The following is an 18,386-nucleotide window of genomic DNA, read 5'->3' on the forward strand; positions in this document are numbered from 1 at the left end:
TAGCCTATGTTTTTCCGTTTTTTTCAAATTTTCTTCACTTCGGCATATAAATCATAGTCATCCGCACCCGTAACTATTACCTCGTAAAAATGACCGGGATAAAGTTTTTTATCGCTTTTGACAAAGATTTCCGGGTCCACTTCGGGAGAATCGTGTTCGGAACGTCCCACGTAAAATTCATCCTCAACCCTATCGATCAACACCTTTATTTTTTGACCGATTAAACGGGTATTCAACTCGGCAGATATCTTTCTTTGTCTTTCCATAATCTCCTCGGCCCTATCCCTTTTTATCTCTTCGGGAACATTATCCCGATAGTGTTTATCACAATAAGTATCCTCCTCGTGGGAGTACGGAAATACTCCTAATCGTTCGAATTTCATCTCTTCCACGAACTCTACCAGCTCTTTAAAGTCCTCTTCCGTCTCTCCCGGATGTCCCGTCATTAACGTCGTACGGATAAATATTCCCGGAACTTCCTCCCTGATACGGGCTATGAGCTCCCTCGTCTGCTGCTTGGTAACCCCCCTTCGCATCAATTTCAGCATATGATCGCTACAATGTTGCAGAGCAATGTCCAAGTAAGCACATACATTCTTCCGTTCCCGCATAACGGTTAACAATTCCGTAGGAAATCCTGCCGGATAGGCATAATGCAGTTTAATCCATACAATTCCGGGTATATCCGCTAACCGATCTACCAATTCGGCCAAACGGTTTTTACCGTACTTATCGATTCCGTAATAGGTTATGTCCTGTGCCAATACTAAAATTTCCTTCACTCCCTGTCGTGCCAAGTGATCGGCTTCCTCTATAATCTCCTCGAAATCCCTCGACTTATATTCACCCGTCATAATAGGAATAGCACAATAGGAACATCCCCGATTACACCCCTCCGAAATCTTCAGGTAGGCATAATGTTTCGGGGTCGTCAGATGTCTTTCGTTTCTGATCTCTTCATCGTAACTTTTCCCCAATGCCGTCAAAACCCCTTTCCAATCAAATTTTCCGAAATAGCCGTCTACTTCCGGAATTTCATGGATCAATTCGGTATGGTAACGTTGCGACAAACATCCCATCACGTACACCTGTTTGATGAGGCCTTCTTTTTTCCGTTCTACCTGCTCCAGTATCGTGTTGACAGACTCCTCTTTTGCATCTCCGATAAAACCACAAGTATTGATAACTACGATTTCAGCCTTCGAATTATCGACCTCTACCTCTACTTTATACCCGGAGGTCTCCAATTGCTTCATCAATAACTCGGTGTCTACCAAGTTTTTCGAACATCCTAAGCTGATAATATTCACTTTTTTCATTTGTTCCAAATTTGGGCACAAAGGTAGTAAAATAGGAATTATCTTTCGTATCTTTGTCCGATTATATGGAAAACATAATGGAACGAGAATACAGGTGGTTACCGACGACTAAGAAGGAAGTGGAACAAAGAGGTTGGAAAAGTATTGATGTTATTCTTTTCTCCGGGGACGCCTATGTCGATCATCCTTCATTCGGCGCTGCCGTTATCGGAAGGGTTCTCGAATCCATGGGATTGAAAGTGGCCATTGTCCCGCAGCCCAACTGGCAGGACGATTTGAGAGACTTCAAAAAATTGGGAAAACCTACTCTCTTTTTTGGCATCAGCCCTGGAAGTATGGATTCTATGGTTAACCACTACACGGCTGCTCGCAGAAAGCGCTCGGACGACGCCTATACTCCCGGGGGACGCAGCGGAGCCCGTCCCGACATGCCGACTATCGTATATACCCGGATTCTGAAAGAGTTGTATCCCGATACGCCCGTAATTATCGGGGGAATAGAAGCCTCCTTACGTCGTTTCACCCATTACGATTATTGGAAAGACACGTTAAAGCCTTCTATCCTTTTTGAAAGTCACGCGGATATGCTTATTTACGGTATGGGTGAAAAACCGATCATGGAAATCTGTCGGATGTTAAGCCGGGGAATCCCTTTTGCCAATCTTACCAACATTCCTCAGACTGCGGTTATCCGGGAAAGAAATGAAAAGTACGCCACAAACAAAAGATGGAAATGCATCACGTTACACTCCCACGAAGAGTGTCTGCAAAGCAAACGAATGTTTGCCGTAAATTTCCGCCATATTGAAGAAGAATCCAATAGTATTCACGCGGCACAGCTGATACAGCCTATCGGCGAACATCAAGTAATCGTCAACCCTCCCTATCCTCCCCTGACCACGGATGAACTCGATGCGATATACGACTTGCCGTTTACCCGGTTGCCCCATCCGAAATACAAGGGTAAAGAGATTAGTGCTTATAATATGATCCGGCATTCCATAACCATGCACCGGGGATGTTTCGGAGGATGTGCTTTTTGTACGATCTCCGCTCATCAGGGTAAATTTATCTCTTCCCGTTCGGAAGCTTCTATCATGCGGGAAGTCGAGCGGATCAGCGAAATGCCTGACTTTAAAGGAACTATTTCCGATTTGGGAGGTCCTTCGGCCAACATGTATGCAATGAGAGGGAAGGATTCCGCCCTTTGCGATGGTTGTAAGCGTCCCTCCTGTCTTTTTCCCACGGTTTGCAAGAATCTCGATACCGACCACTCCCCCTTGTTGGAATTGTACGATCATGTCCGAAAGCACCCTCGCGTGAAACATGCTTTTATCGGTTCCGGTATTCGCTACGATCTGGTAATGCACCGGACGGGTAATAAGGAGGTGGATAACGTAAACCGGGATTATCTTGAAACAGTTATTAAGTATCATGTTTCCGGGCGGTTAAAAGTGGCCCCGGAACATTCCTCCGATCAGGTTCTACACCTGATGCGGAAACCTTCGTTTCAGCTCTTTCGAGAACTTACCCATCGTTTTAATGCTGTTAATAAACGGGAGCGCCTCAACCAACAGTTAATTCCTTACTTCATCTCATCCCATCCGGGATGCAGGCTGGAAGACATGGCGGAACTGGCTATTGCGACGAAAGAATTGAATTTTCAACTGGAACAGGTTCAAGATTTTACACCGACACCTATGACCTTGGCCACGGATATCTATTATTCCGGGATTCATCCCTATTCCACGCGTGAAATTAAATCTGCCAAGAGTGAAAAAGAGAAAAAACAACAAAATATTTTTTTCTTCTGGTATAAAAAAGAATTTCGAAACGAGATTGCCGATCTCTTGAATAAAATACGTCGGCCGGATCTTTTAAAACGCCTCTATTCAAATAAAAGCCGATGAAATATTTATTTTTACATATCAAATCATTAACTTTGAAGTGAATATTAAAAAGACGGGCATGCGATATACTGTTTGGGTTATTTTCATATTATGCTTTATCTCCTGTGATCGTTATCAGGCACTGGAAAATAACAAACGGGGAATGGATTACATCAACCGCAATCTATACGAAAAAGCTTTGGAAGAATTTGATAACGCCATATCCCTTGCGCCTGATTTTTTACCGGCCTATTACAACAGGGCTATTGTTCGGGCAAACCTGAAAAATCCCCGAAAAGCTTTGGAAGATATGAATTACGTGATTGCCAATGATCCCGCGAATGCTCTTGCTTACTATAACCGGGGAATCATATATGAAAACCTTGGAAAAGGTAAGGATGCCATTCGTGATTACAGCCAGGCAATCAATTTAAAGCCCGATCTCGCCAACGCATACCATTACCGGGGGATTGTCCGTTTTAAAATGAAAGATTTGGACGGAGCCCTTATCGATTATGATAAAGCTCTCTCCTTAGGTTTACAATCGAGTGCTATTTATTTCAACAAGGGAGTTATCTATCATCAAAAAGGCCGGTTAAGCGATGCCATCGAAAGTTACTCTCGTTGTATTCAAATAGATCCTTCCAATGCTAAGGCCTATTATAACCGGGCCATTTCTAAACTACGGGTGGATAATTACAAAGAGGCTTTACAGGATTTAGAGGTATCGCAACATCTGGGTTATTCTAAAGCCTCGGAAGTGATTTCCCAATACTATCCGGAAGAGAAAAAATAGATATTCTATTTCTCTTTTTTCAATATAAAACCGATCCCGACGTCCGTAACTTCTGCCGTTTTCTGATCGACGGTTATGGAATTGAACACGATTCGTATACCCGCTATATCCAATAGCATGAATTGAGAAAGATATTTAGCGAGACCTTCTTGTGTTAACTCCTCTTTTCGCGTGATACCGTTCTTTTTTAAAATGTTCCGGAACCATTCCGTTAAATTCTTTTCCACCAAAATCGTATCTGCTTTCTGGAGAACCAGCTCTCCCCCTGTAACACTATAAAAAATATTATTCCCGGAAGAATAAGCAGTTACCTTTTCAAACAGATCGTATCCTTTAACGGGAACAGGTAAACTGTCCGGAATAAAGAGATATAACACAGAACGATACGTGTAAGACCATTCGTCAATTTCATCGGGTATGATTTGATCCTTAAGTTCAGCCTGAGTGTATCCGAAACGTTTCTTCACGTATTCGCTTCCCTCCTCTTTTTGAACATACCGGTAAGCATCATATAACATCTTGTATTGTCTCAAGACAATAGAATCGTTCTTTAGGGATGTTTCCGGACGATGTATTTGTTTCCCGTCACTTATACCCAACTTTTTCGATATCCGTTCCACCCGGGCTATTTGAGAGCGTAAACCGAAGTCACGAGCCTGAATTCCGGGAATATAAGAGAATAATATCAACATTCCCAGGGTTCCCGTAACCACCCACGCGTACCGGCTCGTACGACGGGTGAAAAACATACCGCAAGTAAGAGTGACGATAATGGTAATCAGCAAAAGGTAAAAACGAGCTTCCGTGAACCCGTACTCCTGAATTCTGTACATCGTACCGACCCATAGCAAAATCAACGTCGGAGCCACCCACCAACTGAAGTAACCGTAGAACCAGTCGAAATAACGACGCTTTAGCAAAGGCTGAACGGATTTCACGCAAAACATGGAGGTGACGAATCCTAATACCATATAAGCTACTCCTCCTTTGGGTAAAGACCATATACCTACAATCTTTATAATGTACAGATACAAAACAAACGTATAAACCAATAAAGCCGGAGACAATATATAATGGATCAAAACGGAAGCAAAACGTCCGGTTTCCCACTCTTCCTCCTGTTTGGTATTAAACATCAAAAAAAGAATCGGTGCCAATAAAAGATAGGCGACTCTTATCGTATACTCTACAAAAAGCCATTCTTTGACTATCTCCAAATCAAAAATATAAACAATCGAATAGTAGATGACGATAGCCAGTACGAGAGCAACCGTAGCCAGACACAGGGCTGAAATCATATCTTTACAATAGATAAAAACGACTTTTATAAATACCTTATTTTCCCATTCCCTCCAACTTAAAAATACAAACAGCTGGCTAATGATTAAAGATATCCAATAGATGCTTCTCTCTATATTCGGTTGCCAGAACCAAAATAGAATTACAGAAAGCCCGGATAAATAATAGAACCGTCTCGGGTTACCTCTTCGGGTCAGGTTATTGATCGTGTATAAGGCTCCGAAACAAACCGGAAAAGTAAACAAAAAATTCTCGTTCCCTAAATAACTTTCGTATTTAAACAAAGCAATAAAACAATATAAGATGGAAATAATGATTTCCACCGGAGCCGCAACCATGACCATCCGCCATCTGTTCGTCCAACGTGCTAATTTTCCTGCCATCTGATAATCATTTACGATGCAATACATTTTAATCGCATCACACCTCCAAAATTAGAAAATTTATTTAAAAAAATGAACCACGTGACACGAATTTGATTTATTTGATACAAAAGAATCCTTGTTTTGTTGCAGAGCCCCCAGAATTTGCCTGTAATCCCTTATTGTTGAATCAAAACATGACAAGGTAATTCAACTTTAAACGTACTACCCTCACCCAACTGAGTCTCGACGGAGATACGTCCGCCCATCTTTTCCACGATAGATTTGCATATGGTTAATCCCAAGCCCACTCCCGGAACAAAAGCGTCTATCTTTTCAAAACGTTCGAATATTTTATCGATTTTATCCTGGGGAATACCTCTCCCGGTATCGCTGACACTTATTCTTACACCACGATCGATAAGCTCGTAAGCGATTTCGATATGTCCTCGCAACGTATTTTTCAACGCATTTGAAACAAGATTATTCAAAACCTGTTTGATACGCATTTGGTCGAGCTCGACCAAATAATCGTGTTCGGGAAATCGGGATAGGAGTTTCACTTCGGGCTGTACATTCTCCCCATACTCCGTCATACACTCTTGAATCAGGTTCGATAAATCGAACCAATTGGGATAAAGTTCTATGTTACCGGCCTCTATCCTGGAAAAATCGAGAATATCGTCTATAATATTGAGTAATAGTTGATTATTGTGTCTGATCAACGCATTGTATTGCTCTTTTTCCGTCTCATCATCCGTGTAGAAAAGCAAACCGGAAAATCCGACAATGGCGTTTAGAGGTGTACGAATCTCATGACTTATAGTGGCCAGGAAGGCCGATTTCATCCGATCGGATTCTTCGGCCTTATCTCTCGCTTTGATAAGCATCTCTTCCGTCTTTTTCAGTTCGGTGATATCATAATTAATGGATATTAATTCGATGATACCATGCTGCGGAGCGTAATTTTTTAATAAAAGATTAACATAGGTCCACGAGTAACTTCCATCCTCCCGGAGTACCCGTATTTCACGACTAAATTCATGAACCATGCCTTCTTTGGCTTTCCTCACGAACTCAACTAAAAAAACACGATCTTCAGGATGGACGTGATTGTATACCCCCACGATTTCCTTCAAAGGCGTTTCGTTCTTTTCCCCTATATTCCGATACCAGCTCTTGGGAGCATGTCCCTTTTTGGTGAGTAGATTATAATAGGCATATCCTACCTTAGAATAGTCTCCCACTAATTCAAAAAGATTCTCGAACTCATGAATTTTGTTGTAGGCTACTGTGGTTTCCGTCCTATCGGCATTAATCAATAAATAGTTGATCGGATTATGGTTTTCATCATACAAAGTCGTAACCTTTGTCATCAAATCGATAGTACCTTCCCTCTTTCGCGTAGGATAGTATTCGCCTATTTTTGAAAAATCATACCGGAAGGTAAAGTCTGCATCTTCATTCTTTAGCAACTTCTCTTTCATCTCCTCCGGGAAAACAGGATTTTCAAAGATGTTTATTCCTAAGATATCCTCTTTCCGGAACAAACCGAACATATCCAACTCTTTATCATTCAGGTCGACCAATGCCCCATCCTTATCGTACAACTCGATACCGACCGGCAGATTCTTATATATATTATATAGGATACGTTCGTTATATTGTAGTGCTTGATAAGCTGACGCCATATCCGGGCCATCCTGAATTTCGGCAATACCGTAAACCTTTGTTTTTCCGTTTTTATCCGTTTCCTGAAAACAAACTTTACTTCGAATCCAAATGTTTCCTCTGGCACCTTGGAGCAGATAAACTGCTTCAGGTATTTGCCGAGCACTAAAAGAATGGACGGTTGTGGGCCGTTGTTCTTCGTTTACAATTCGTTTATTAAAGTCTTCAAAACTGATAATGCCATCTTCTTCCAATCCCAATAAATCTGAAATATATTCAGAGCAAGTATAATTTTCGCTCTCTAAATCCGCCTCCCACCATCCCATATTAGCACTATTCATCAATTTTGAAAAGAACATAGAATCCGGTTGCCTGGTCATGATCGAAAAATATTTTACTGTTCTTAATTCCGTCCAACTCCTTGTGTGTCTTTATACTCTAACATAAAGACTTCAAATACAACTATTCCTTATTGCATAGACAAAAATAGAGAATAGCTCAAAGTTTTATTGTTAAAGAGTATTTTTTTTGATTTCAAAGAACAGTTTTTGTTACGAAAAAAAACTAAAAAAAGTTACAAAACATACAATTCATTTTGACGATATTTTACATGTATATTAAATTTTGCCGGATCAATAATCTCTTTACAGGAAGACATGAACCATTCATGACCCTATTTTCTCCTTATTGCAATAAAAAAAGGATGAACTTAAAGTTCATCCTTTTCATTGTATCTATTTTCCATTTATTTGGTCAAAGGAGCCATAGCATCTTTTACGGCTTTCATCGCCTCTTTTACTTCCGAATTCTCCGGTGACAGACTGGATGCCTGCACTAAATAATCCTGGGCTTTTTTAAAGCTATTCAAAGCTTTTGTTTTTTCGGCATTGTATCGATCTACTTCCGTTGTCGCATACTCGTGAGCTTTCTGAAGAATAGTTGCCCCGTTATTGAAATAAAGTGTTCCCAAACTTAAATAGCCATTGGTTTGCATTCCCTTATTAGCCATTTTGGTAATCTTCGCGTAACACTCGGCAGCTTGCTCTATTTTATTTTCTTTCTGGAATTTTTGTCCCTCTTTCAAGTAATAAACGGCATACATCTTTTCTAACTTGGCTCCGGCTTGTCCAGGATTGGCTTTCATCCCCTCCTCCAAGGTTTTCAACATCTCCGGGAACTTTTTCTGATCTTGCAAAGCATTGGCCTTTCCAAGATATGCAGAAGCTAATTTATATTTATTTTGAATAGACATCGTAAAATATTTATCCGCTGCCGCATAGTCTTTAATTTTATCCGCACAGAAAGCCGTATTAAACACGATTGCATTGTCCTTATAGTCAACAGCTTTAAGGTATTGTTCGTATTTCGTAAACGCTTCCTTGTAATTTTTCGCTCTTAGGGCTGCATTCCCTTCGTTTTTCAATTTACCATTTTCATCTTGTGCAGAAACGGTTCCAATAAACAGACCGCATAAAACAAACAAAAGTAATTTTTTCATACCTATGGTTTTAATATTAACGTGAGTATTATTTAGTTATTGAGACTAAGATAGTATACTCCTGAGAAAAATCAAAAATAACTTAACTTATTTTTTATATAAATGAGATCATTTTACTCTATCTTACTGGAAAAGAAGGGAAAGAATTTTTTTCAATCCTATCTCATCCTCCCGATCAAACGCATTATATTGGTCACTATCCACGTCGAGACAAGCAAAAATCCTACCCTCCCGATCTCGTATAGGAACAACGATCTCGCTTTTGGAAGCAGCATTACATGCAATGTGTCCCGGAAATTGGTTCACATCATCCACGATAACCGTTTCCCCTGAACGAATAGCGCTCCAGCAAACCCCACCTTCTCTTAACTTTTGACAGGCGACAGGCCCTTGATAAGAGCGCACGATCAACTCCCCGTCTACCAAGGCATAAACTCCCGTCCAAAAAAACAGTTGCATTTTATGGTGTAATACGGCTTCCATAGTTGCCAAACGAGCCCAAATATCCTCCGTTGATTGAACGTAAGTATTGATCTGCTCGTAAAGCCTATCGTACTTGGCTAATTTCTTAGAAGTTTCCAATGTTTTATACAATTAGTAAGAACTTATTTCATCAAAACTCAGATTTACGACCAGAGGTTGAGAAACATCCGATTATTTAACCCCGATCGTAAATCTGAGAACAAAAGACAATCCGATCACTTAACGGACTGTAAAATATCCACCAGGTGAGACCACCACATTTCCACGGTCTTTATATTGATCTTTTCATCGGGAGAGTGTACTCCTCTCAATGTCGGTCCGAATGAAACCATATCCATCTGCGGATATTTTTCCAAGAATAAACCACATTCCAAGCCGGCATGGATCGAACGTACGACAGGTTCTTTCCCGAATAACTTTTTATAAGAATTTACCGCAATTTTCAGGATCGGAGAATCCGGATTGGGAGCCCATCCAGGATAACCGTCCCCGTGCTCCACTTTTGCTCCTGCCATCGTAAACACGGCCTCTACCATATTCGCAATATTGTACTTCTCCGAATTCAAGTCACTTCTCTGTGAAGTTGTGATAAGAATCGTGTTATTTTCAATAAACCGGACAGCTGCCAGATTGGTTGACGTTTCCACTAATCCCGGCATACGATAACTCATGGAAAAGACTCCGTGAGGACAAGCATAGAGGGAGTTCAATAAATTAGCGGTACTCTTCGCGCTTAAAACGCTCCCCGGAAGTTCCGTCGATTCCATGCTTAATTGTAATCCCGGTTCGGTAATATGCCATACATTTTCCATTTCCGCCGCGTAAACATTAAAGTCAGCCCTTACCTGTTCTTTTTGATTCCCATCGAAAGTAATCACGGCCACGGCCTCACGAGCGATCGCATTCCGAAGATTTCCCCCTTCCAGTAAAGCAATCCTCACTCCGTATTTGGCGTTCAAATCCCAAACGAAACGATTTAATATCTTAATGGCATTTCCCCTACCCTTGTTGATGTCGTCTCCGGAATGTCCGCCCTGCAATCCTTTCACTTGTATTTTAACGGCAAAAGCGTTCGAGGGAATTTCTTCCGTTTCATATCCCAAATGAATAACGGTATCGATACCTCCGGCACAACCGATAAATAACTCACCTTCATCTTCCGAATCCAGGTTTAACAGTATATTTCCGCTGATAAATCCCGGTTTTAAGGCGAAAGCTCCGGTCAATCCGGTCTCTTCATCTACCGTAAACAAGCATTCGATCGGACCGTGTTGTATATCTTTGGAGGTCAAAATAGCCATGCAAGCGGCCACGCCGATTCCGTCATCCGCTCCTAAAGTAGTTCCCTTGGCTTTTACCCATTCTCCGTCCACATAGGGAATAATAGGATCTTTATCAAAATCGTGTACCGTATCCGAATTTTTCTCGCAAACCATATCCATGTGAGCTTGCAAAACGACGGTCGGCACTTGCTCTTTTCCCGGAGTTGCCGATTTACGGATCAACACGTTACCGGCCTCGTCCCTAAAAGTTTCCAAACCGTTCTTTTTTCCGAATTCCAATAAAAAAGCGATGATTTTTCCCTCTTTTTTAGAAGGTCTGGGGACTTGACATATTTCCTCAAAATAATTCCAAACCGCTTCTGGTTTTAATCCTTTAAAAACTCCCATACTTATTTTTTTATGATTTATAAATAGATTTAACGATTCTGTAATTCTGCGATTTAATGATTTAGTGATTGGGGAATTAAAATATAATCACAGAATCACCTAATCTTATAATCACTCAATCCTTTTTATCTAAACCAGCCTATCGGTTATCTTTTTTAATACCCAGATCCCCGATTTAATCTCTTGAGGAGAGATCGTAAATGTAATATCCATGTGCAATTGTTCCTCGATGTCACGCAAAGATTTCTCCGCGGCAATACCTTTGTCCGTCAACACAACAAAGTTATTTCGTTTATCCTCTTTTCCCATCTTCCGCTGTACATACCCTCTCTTTTGAAGAGTATTCAACAATTTCGTCACGTTGTACTTATCCTTATGAAGTTTTTTAGAGATGGTTTGCTGATTCACGTTATCTCCTTCCCACAACACCTGCAAAAGTTCATATTGTTCCCGGCTAAGGTCAAAACCGGCATTCAGGAAACTCCGGTTTAAAATTTTCGTGTAACCCCTTTCCGATTCACTCAAAAGAGTTACTAATTCTTTCAGGTCAGTCATTGTTGTTGCATTTTATACTATGCACAAACTTAATTATTTTAATTGTAAATTGCAGTTTTTAATTAAGAAAATTATCGATAACTTGCTATTATAACCTCCCTCCGTTCTCGTAATAGTTACATTTCTGTAAATAGGAGAAATGAACATCCGATTCCGTATACCCCACTTCCTTCAGGCAATCATATAGAATTTGAGCTATTTTATCCTGTTGTTCCGACGGACGTTCGAAATAGAGAACCTCCACAAAAGCGTAAGGCTGAATCTTATCTGCTCCGGAAACAAAGGAGGAATTCATCACTTCCAATACGACCGTTTCTCTTGGACATCCTAACGTATTGACAATTTCCGAGATCAAACGTTCTCCTACCCGTTCCAATCTCTTTTGCTCCACGGCATGAAATCTTAAAAAAGGCATAGTATTACTTTTTATCGCTGATTTGTTTAAAAAACCATTCGGCAGTATCCCTGAGTTTCTTTATCACCTCTTCCAAAGGCAACGGCATCTGGCCTCCGGCTGCATTTTGATGCCCTCCGCCGTTGAAATACTCTTTTGCCCACAAGTTTACAGGTATATCCCCTTTCGACCTGAAAGAGAGCTTCACCTTGTCTTTCCTCTCCGTGATTTGCACGGATACCTGAATATGTTCTATGGAAAGCGGTACGTTTACCAAACCTTCCAGATCCCCATCCTTATAATTATAAAGTTCCAGTTCCTGTAAGGTAATCGGAATAACGGCCAAAGGATATTTTTCGTCTACCGTTAACTTGTTTAACAGGCAATTTCCGGTCAAACGCAACCGGGAGAGTGTATTACGTTGGTATAATTGTTCGTGCACATACCCCTTGTCCAGTCCAAGTTCCAACAAATCGGCTATTACCCGGTAGGTCTGAGGACAAGAAGAATTATGACTCAATCCTCCGGTATCTGTTGAAATTCCGCTGTAAATAGCATTGGCAATATCCCGGTCTATCATCTCTTTTCCCCAAATCTTCAGGATTACCCGATACAATAACTCGCAAGTAGAGGAAACACGAATATCCGAAATGCGGTAATCCGCATCATCGGGTTCCGGATGATGATCGATCATCACCTTATCTCCTTTAAATTCTCTCACCAAAGGTTCCAAATCCCCTTCCCGCTTTATCGTGTTGTGATCCATCATAAAGATCAGATCGGCCTGACGAATCAGGCGTCTACACTCTTGTGAGCGATTTTGAAACGAAATAGCATCCGGTATCCTCCTCAACCATTTCAAATAATCCGGTATATAATCGCAAGTAATCAACTGACAATGCATACCCAGCCGATCGAAAACCTGCCACAAAGCCGAACAGGAACCGACGGCATCTCCGTCCGGAGAAATATGCGGGATAATCACTATTTTTAATCTCTTATCGCTTAAACGCTCCTTTAATCTCTCTATCATGATGCTATTTGACTTCATATCTTTGTAACTTCCCGTTTTAAGAAGTTACAAAGATAAAAAATTTACCCTTCTGCCGTTTCCGGAGACTGATTATTCTCCACGTTAACACAGATTTTCTTCCATTCCCTCTCTTTTTAACCGGTTTGTATGTATTTCCATTTCAATTAAAGTCTCTTGGAATTTTTCCCAAAAATACCGATAACGGCATTTCCTTTTAGGATCTTCCTGTAACACGAAAGAAGCATATTCCAAAAGTCCTTTGGCTAATAGAAAGAACGGTTCTTTGGGGGAAGTGAAATGTTCGATTTGCTGAAGTAAGAAAATAGCATAACGTCCCATTTCAATTGCTTTTTGTTCTTGTGAGCTCGCGTTTTGGATGGCCTCTCTATAAAAGCGACACACCCTCTCCAATGCATATCCATAGATATTCACTTTCCCTTGACGCACGGAAGCTACCAATTCATAATTTTGTTTTTTCATCATCGTTTTGAGTTTTTTTTGTTAAACATTTATTTCAAAACCTCGGATTACCCTACCCGAGAAACAACATGTCAAAGAACGTCCGGACATGGCACTCCCCTCTTCGGATTGCCTATCCGACATCAGATGTTGTTTTTCAAATGTTTAACGACTCAAAACTAATCATCCCCATCCCGCGGGATAAGACTCGTTTCGATAGTACTCCCTTTTCTTTTTGAAAAAGAGATACCAGAATCGATTCCGATACGACGCATGTACCTGGAATTTCACTTTTATAATACTTATTTTTGGGATTATTTTCAGGACAAAAATAAAGTTTTTTTCACAAAAATCAAAATTCTACAAAAGAAAACCAGTCATTTACAATTAAATGACTGGTTAATATTAAATCATATAAATTTTTCCCCGAATAAAGACCGTTTTACTCCCACTCGATAGTGGCTGGCGGTTTTGAACTGATATCATAAACAACCCGGTTGATTCCCCGCACGTTGTTAATGATTTTATTGGAAACTTTTGCCAAAAATTCATAGGGAAGATGACACCAGTCTGCTGTCATCCCGTCGGTAGACTCGACCGCCCGTAAAGCCACTACATTCTCGTAGGTACGTTCGTCCCCCATTACTCCCACGCTCTTTATAGGTAAAAGAATAGTTCCGGCTTGCCATACCTGATGATACAAGCCCTCTTCCTGAAGCATGGTAATATAGATATGATCCGCTTCCTGCAAAAGGCGTACTTTCTCCTTCGTTATTTCTCCGAGGATACGAATTGCCAACCCGGGACCGGGGAAAGGATGACGCTGTAAAAACTTATCGGCCAATCCCAAGCTCTTGCCTACCCTCCGTACTTCATCCTTAAACAACAAACGCAACGGCTCTACGACCTTCAACTTCATATATTCGGGAAGTCCTCCCACGTTATGATGCGATTTTATGGTTTGCGATGGACCGTTTACCGATAAAGATTCGATCACGTCGGGATAAATCGTTCCCTGTCCCAACCATCTTGCATCCTCCACCTTCCGGGATTCGGCATCAAATACATCTACAAAAGTACTTCCTATAATTTTACGTTTTTTCTCCGGTTCTTCCACTCCTGCCAACCGGGAAAGAAAGAGATCCCCCGCATCCACTCCGATAACATTTAAACCCAATTCTTTATAATTTTCCAACACGGAAGAGAATTCATCCTTTCGCAATAAGCCGTTATCCACAAAAATGCAAGTAAGATTTTTACCGATCGCCCGGTGCAATAACATAGCCGCAACCGTAGAGTCGACACCACCGGACAATCCCAAAATCACCCGGTCATTGCCGATTTTAGTCTTTAAATCGGCAACCGTCGTCTCAATGAAAGAATCCGGTGTCCAATCCTGTTTACAGCCGCATATGTCGACGACAAAATTTTTTAGTAACTCTTTTCCCTCCGTACTATGATACACTTCAGGGTGGAATTGTATACCGTAGGTTATTTCTCCCTCGATATGATAGGCAGCATTAGCTACGTCATGTGTACTTGCCACCACTTTATAATGGGTCGGTAAAAGTTCAATGGTATCCCCGTGAGACATCCACACCTGAGAATGGTCGCTTATACCTCTAAACAAAGGAGAAGTTTTATCCACAAAAGACAAGTTCGCCCTTCCGTACTCCCTTTTGTTAGAAGCCTTTACCTCCCCTCCGAAATAGTGAGCCAGGTATTGAGCCCCATAACATACACCGAGCAAAGGTAATTTGCCTTTAATCGCGGACAGATCAGGCTTGGGAGCCTTCTCATCCCTTACGGAGAAGGGACTACCGGACAAAATAACCCCTTTCACAGAGGCATCCGGAGCCGGATAATGATTATAAGGATAAATCTCACAATAGACATTCAACTCTCTTACTCTTCTGGCAATCAATTGAGTATATTGAGAACCGAAATCCAATATTAAAATTTTTTCTTGCATTTGAACAGCTTATTGATTTGCGCACAAAGATAACTTTTTCCATTGAAAGTTAAAAATGAAAATCCTACTGTATTTACAAATCTTTCCGCCTCTTTTCACGACTAAAAATATAGATAAATAATCACATTCTCTCGTTTTTTTTACAAAACCACGGAACGTTTCTCCATAAAATTCGTAAATTCGTAGCAAAACCTTTAAAATTTTAATAATGCATACGAACACGAGAGACAGTTTCGGTTCCAAATTCGGGGCTATCGCCGCATTAGCCGGTTCTGCCGTGGGATTAGGAAATATCTGGAAATTCCCTTATGAGGCAGGTAATAACGGAGGAGGAGCATTTCTTCTCGTATACGTATTTTTCACAATAGCAATCGGACTTCCGGTCATGCTCTCGGAATTTGCCATAGGGCGTCATTCCGGACGAAATGCTTTCGGGACCTTCATGACCTTAGGCGGCAAAACCCATTGGCGACATTTCGGTATTCTCGTTTTGTTAGCAGCCTGTATGATTCTCTCTTTTTACGGTACGGTCGCTGGCTGGACGCTGGAATACGTGGTCAAATCCTTCACCTATTCGTTAAACGGATTATCCGGCACGGAACTGAATACCCTGTTCACCGATTTTATCAGCAATCCCTATAAACCGGTTATCTGGCAAATCGTCTTTATGACATTAACGGGCTTTATCGTGTTAGCCGGCATAAAAAAAGGTATCGAACGCTACACAAAAATGATGATGCCGCTACTCTTTGTTATCATTATCGTTCTTTGTATCCGGGCATGTACGCTGGACGGGGCTTCCGAAGGTTTGAAGTTCCTGTTTCTTCCTAAATTCTCGGAATTATCCGCACAAGGAGTCCTTTCGGCTTTGGGACAGGCATTCTTTTCTCTCTCCATTGGCATGGGTGTATTACTTACCTATGCCTCCTATATCCCCAAATCGGAAAACCTGACTTCTATCTCCATTCAGGTAATCTGTGCCGATACGGCCATTGCCCTTCTGGCAGGGATCGCTATATTTCCTGCCGTGTTTGCATTCAATATAAGTCCGAGTTCCGGACCGGGATTGGTATTTCTAACCTTACCCCAGGTATTTCAAAGTATGGCTTTCGGACAATTCTGGGCCATTCTCTTCTTCCTGCTTCTGACGATGGCCGCTTTAACTTCTTCCATCTCTTTACTGGAAGTAATCGTTGCCTTTTTCGTGGAAGAAAGAAAAATGACAAGACGCAAAGCCACCATGTTGTCTACTTTTATCGTAACCTTTTTCGGAGCAATCTGCACTCTCTCGTTCGGTCCTCTCGGTAAATTGCATATTGCAGGTCTGACCATATTCGAAATATTCGATTTCGTGAGTTCCAATATACTCCTCCCGTTAGGCGGAATCTTGTTGTCCGTTTATGCTGGTTGGAAGTTTGATCGTAATCTGTTACAAGCAGAGCTAACGAATAACGGAAAATTAAAATTACGTCTCTTTAAACCGTTGGTATTTATTTTAAAATACATCGCTCCTCTTTTTATCTCGATCATTCTTTTGCATGCCCTTCACCTTTTTTAAGGGCCTGTAGCAGGCTGGAGGCTGCTTTTCCCGGATCAGAAGAGGCAATGATTGCGGAAACGACGGCAACACCGTCAGCCCCGGCTTCAAACAAAGAGGCAATATTTCCGACGTGTATTCCGCCGATTCCCACTAAAAAGTGAGTAGAGACGGATTTGATCCACCGAAGCCCCTCTATGCTCCATTCGGTAAGTGTATTCGTCTTGGTTGCGGTCGCAAAAACAGGACTCGCTGCAATATAATCCACTTCATATTGATTCGCTTCCAATACTTGCCGGGGAGACTCCACGGAGAGACCGATTAACTTACCGGAAGGTAGTAACCGACGCACCATGGGATAAGGCATATCACTTTGTCCGATATGTACGCCATCGGCATCCGATGCCAAAGCCACATCTACCCGATCGTTAATGATCAAAGGCACGCCATAAGGTGCTAAAATTTGCTTCAGGCGAACGGCACGTTCTATAAAATCACGGGTAGAAGAGTTTTTCTCACGGAGTTGCACCAGGGAAACACCTCCCTTCACGGCAGCTTCCACCGTTTCGAACAGATCTTTTCCGGCCAAAAGTTCTTCGTCCGTCACTAAATACAAAGGGTTACTCCACATACGAATCATTTCTATCGGAAATTCGGACTATCGAATAAAATTGCTCCGGAGTCAGAGAATACATCACATCATAAAGATGCAATTGAAGAGTTCCGGGACCTTGTGCCATTCCGGCTGCGATCTCTCCGCATACCCCCATAAAAACCGTGGCACTCACGGCGGCCTCGAAAAGATTCGGATGAACGGCGGCAAAGGCTCCCAATATAGCTGAAGCCGTGCATCCCAATCCGGTCACCTTTTCCATCATTCGGGAGCCGTTATAGCAATACATCACCCGGTTCCCCTCCACAACGAGATCGGTTTCTCCGCTTACGCATACTATCCCGTGAATCCTCTCGCTCAATCGTTGGGCCGCAGACAAACTGCTTAACGAAGATTCTGTACTATCAACCCCCTTCGAACGAGTGGACAATCCGGCCAATGTCATGATTTCGGAAGCATTTCCCCGAATATATTGCGGATTTCCCGTCTCCAATATAGCTTCTAAAGTTTGATTCCGAAAACGAGTCGCCCCCGCTCCTACGGGGTCCAATACGACCGGACACCCGACTTCATTGGCTTTCTTTATAGCCGCCTTCATGGATTCCACCGTAAAGCGATCCAACGTCCCGATATTGATCACGGTTGCCTGACAAAGAGGTACCATATCCTCTATCTCTTCTAAGGCATGAGCCATAATAGGCGAAGCTCCCGCTGCCAATAAAGCATTAGCCGTATTGTTCATGACTACGGCATTCGTGATATTATGAACCAGAGGGGATTTCTCTTTTACCTGACAAATAGTATTCCAGATAATATCTTTCCACATCTTCTTATCT

Annotated in this window: 16 protein-coding genes; 3 read left to right on the forward strand and 13 right to left on the reverse strand. The window is 41.7% G+C overall.

Going from position 1 to position 18,386, the window contains the following annotated elements:
- Positions 1–23 precede the first annotated feature (23 nt).
- Positions 24–1,319 carry a 30S ribosomal protein S12 methylthiotransferase RimO gene (rimO, locus tag QZR76_RS07175; protein ID WP_294141740.1) on the reverse strand — a complete coding sequence of 432 codons (1,296 nt, stop codon included), beginning with the start codon at positions 1,317–1,319 and terminating at the stop codon, positions 24–26.
- Between the two features lie 65 nt (positions 1,320–1,384).
- On the opposite strand from rimO, the gene QZR76_RS07180 reads away from it, so the two are divergent.
- Both QZR76_RS07180 and QZR76_RS07185 read left to right on the forward strand, forming a co-directional pair.
- Complete coding sequence (locus tag QZR76_RS07180; protein WP_294141742.1) at positions 1,385–3,229, forward strand: YgiQ family radical SAM protein; 1,845 nt, start codon at positions 1,385–1,387, stop codon at positions 3,227–3,229.
- Positions 3,230–3,287: 58 nt separating this feature from the next.
- A complete protein-coding gene (locus tag QZR76_RS07185) occupies positions 3,288–4,004 on the forward strand; it encodes a tetratricopeptide repeat protein (protein WP_294141743.1) in 717 nt (238 codons plus the stop codon).
- Positions 4,005–4,009: 5 nt separating this feature from the next.
- Here QZR76_RS07185 and QZR76_RS07190 read toward each other — a convergent pair whose 3' ends face one another.
- From QZR76_RS07190 to guaA, 10 genes are all read right to left on the reverse strand, one after another.
- Positions 4,010–5,686: a DUF4153 domain-containing protein gene (locus tag QZR76_RS07190; RefSeq protein WP_294141745.1), complete on the reverse strand. Its 1,677-nt coding sequence runs from the start codon at positions 5,684–5,686 to the stop codon at positions 4,010–4,012.
- A 158-nt stretch (positions 5,687–5,844) separates the two neighbouring features.
- Positions 5,845–7,716 (reverse strand): ATP-binding protein, encoded by a 1,872-nt coding sequence (locus tag QZR76_RS07195; RefSeq protein WP_294141747.1) that lies wholly within the window; start codon positions 7,714–7,716, stop codon positions 5,845–5,847.
- A gap of 365 nt (positions 7,717–8,081) precedes the next feature.
- On the reverse strand, positions 8,082–8,834 hold the full coding sequence (locus QZR76_RS07200) for a hypothetical protein (RefSeq protein WP_294141748.1): 753 nt from the start codon (positions 8,832–8,834) through the stop codon (positions 8,082–8,084).
- Positions 8,835–8,957: 123 nt separating this feature from the next.
- On the reverse strand, positions 8,958–9,416 hold the full coding sequence (locus QZR76_RS07205) for a GAF domain-containing protein (RefSeq protein ID WP_294141750.1): 459 nt from the start codon (positions 9,414–9,416) through the stop codon (positions 8,958–8,960).
- A gap of 116 nt (positions 9,417–9,532) precedes the next feature.
- Positions 9,533–10,987, reverse strand: a complete 1,455-nt coding sequence (locus QZR76_RS07210; RefSeq protein WP_294141753.1) for an aminoacyl-histidine dipeptidase — start codon at positions 10,985–10,987, stop codon at positions 9,533–9,535.
- A gap of 129 nt (positions 10,988–11,116) precedes the next feature.
- A complete protein-coding gene (locus QZR76_RS07215; protein ID WP_294141754.1) occupies positions 11,117–11,542 on the reverse strand; it encodes a MarR family transcriptional regulator in 426 nt (141 codons plus the stop codon).
- Positions 11,543–11,630: 88 nt separating this feature from the next.
- The gene (locus QZR76_RS07220) at positions 11,631–11,957 is read right to left on the reverse strand and encodes a DUF1904 family protein (protein ID WP_294141756.1); all 327 of its coding nucleotides are present in this window, start codon (positions 11,955–11,957) and stop codon (positions 11,631–11,633) included.
- 4 nt (positions 11,958–11,961) lie between these two features.
- Entirely contained in the window at positions 11,962–12,987 is a 1,026-nt protein-coding gene (locus QZR76_RS07225; protein ID WP_294141758.1) for a DHH family phosphoesterase, read from the reverse strand.
- An 84-nt stretch (positions 12,988–13,071) separates the two neighbouring features.
- On the reverse strand, positions 13,072–13,452 hold the full coding sequence (locus QZR76_RS07230) for a hypothetical protein (RefSeq protein WP_294141760.1): 381 nt from the start codon (positions 13,450–13,452) through the stop codon (positions 13,072–13,074).
- Between the two features lie 418 nt (positions 13,453–13,870).
- Positions 13,871–15,400, reverse strand: a complete 1,530-nt coding sequence (gene guaA / locus QZR76_RS07235) for a glutamine-hydrolyzing GMP synthase (protein WP_294141763.1) — start codon at positions 15,398–15,400, stop codon at positions 13,871–13,873.
- Between the two features lie 208 nt (positions 15,401–15,608).
- Between guaA and QZR76_RS07240 the strand changes: the two genes are divergently transcribed.
- Complete coding sequence (locus tag QZR76_RS07240; protein WP_294141765.1) at positions 15,609–16,958, forward strand: sodium-dependent transporter; 1,350 nt, start codon at positions 15,609–15,611, stop codon at positions 16,956–16,958.
- Here QZR76_RS07240 and thiE read toward each other — a convergent pair.
- Positions 16,927–17,577 (reverse strand): thiamine phosphate synthase, encoded by a 651-nt coding sequence (gene thiE, locus QZR76_RS07245; protein WP_294141767.1) that lies wholly within the window; start codon positions 17,575–17,577, stop codon positions 16,927–16,929. The two genes, QZR76_RS07240 and thiE, sit on opposite strands and share 32 nt — an antisense overlap.
- Entirely contained in the window at positions 17,558–18,376 is an 819-nt protein-coding gene (thiM, locus tag QZR76_RS07250; protein WP_294141769.1) for a hydroxyethylthiazole kinase, read from the reverse strand. Before thiM ends, thiE begins: the two co-directional genes overlap by 20 nt.
- Between the last annotated feature and the right edge of the window lie 10 nt (positions 18,377–18,386).

This window comes from uncultured Sanguibacteroides sp. (genome assembly GCF_900543425.1).
Lineage (GTDB): Bacteria > Bacteroidota > Bacteroidia > Bacteroidales > Marinifilaceae > Gabonibacter.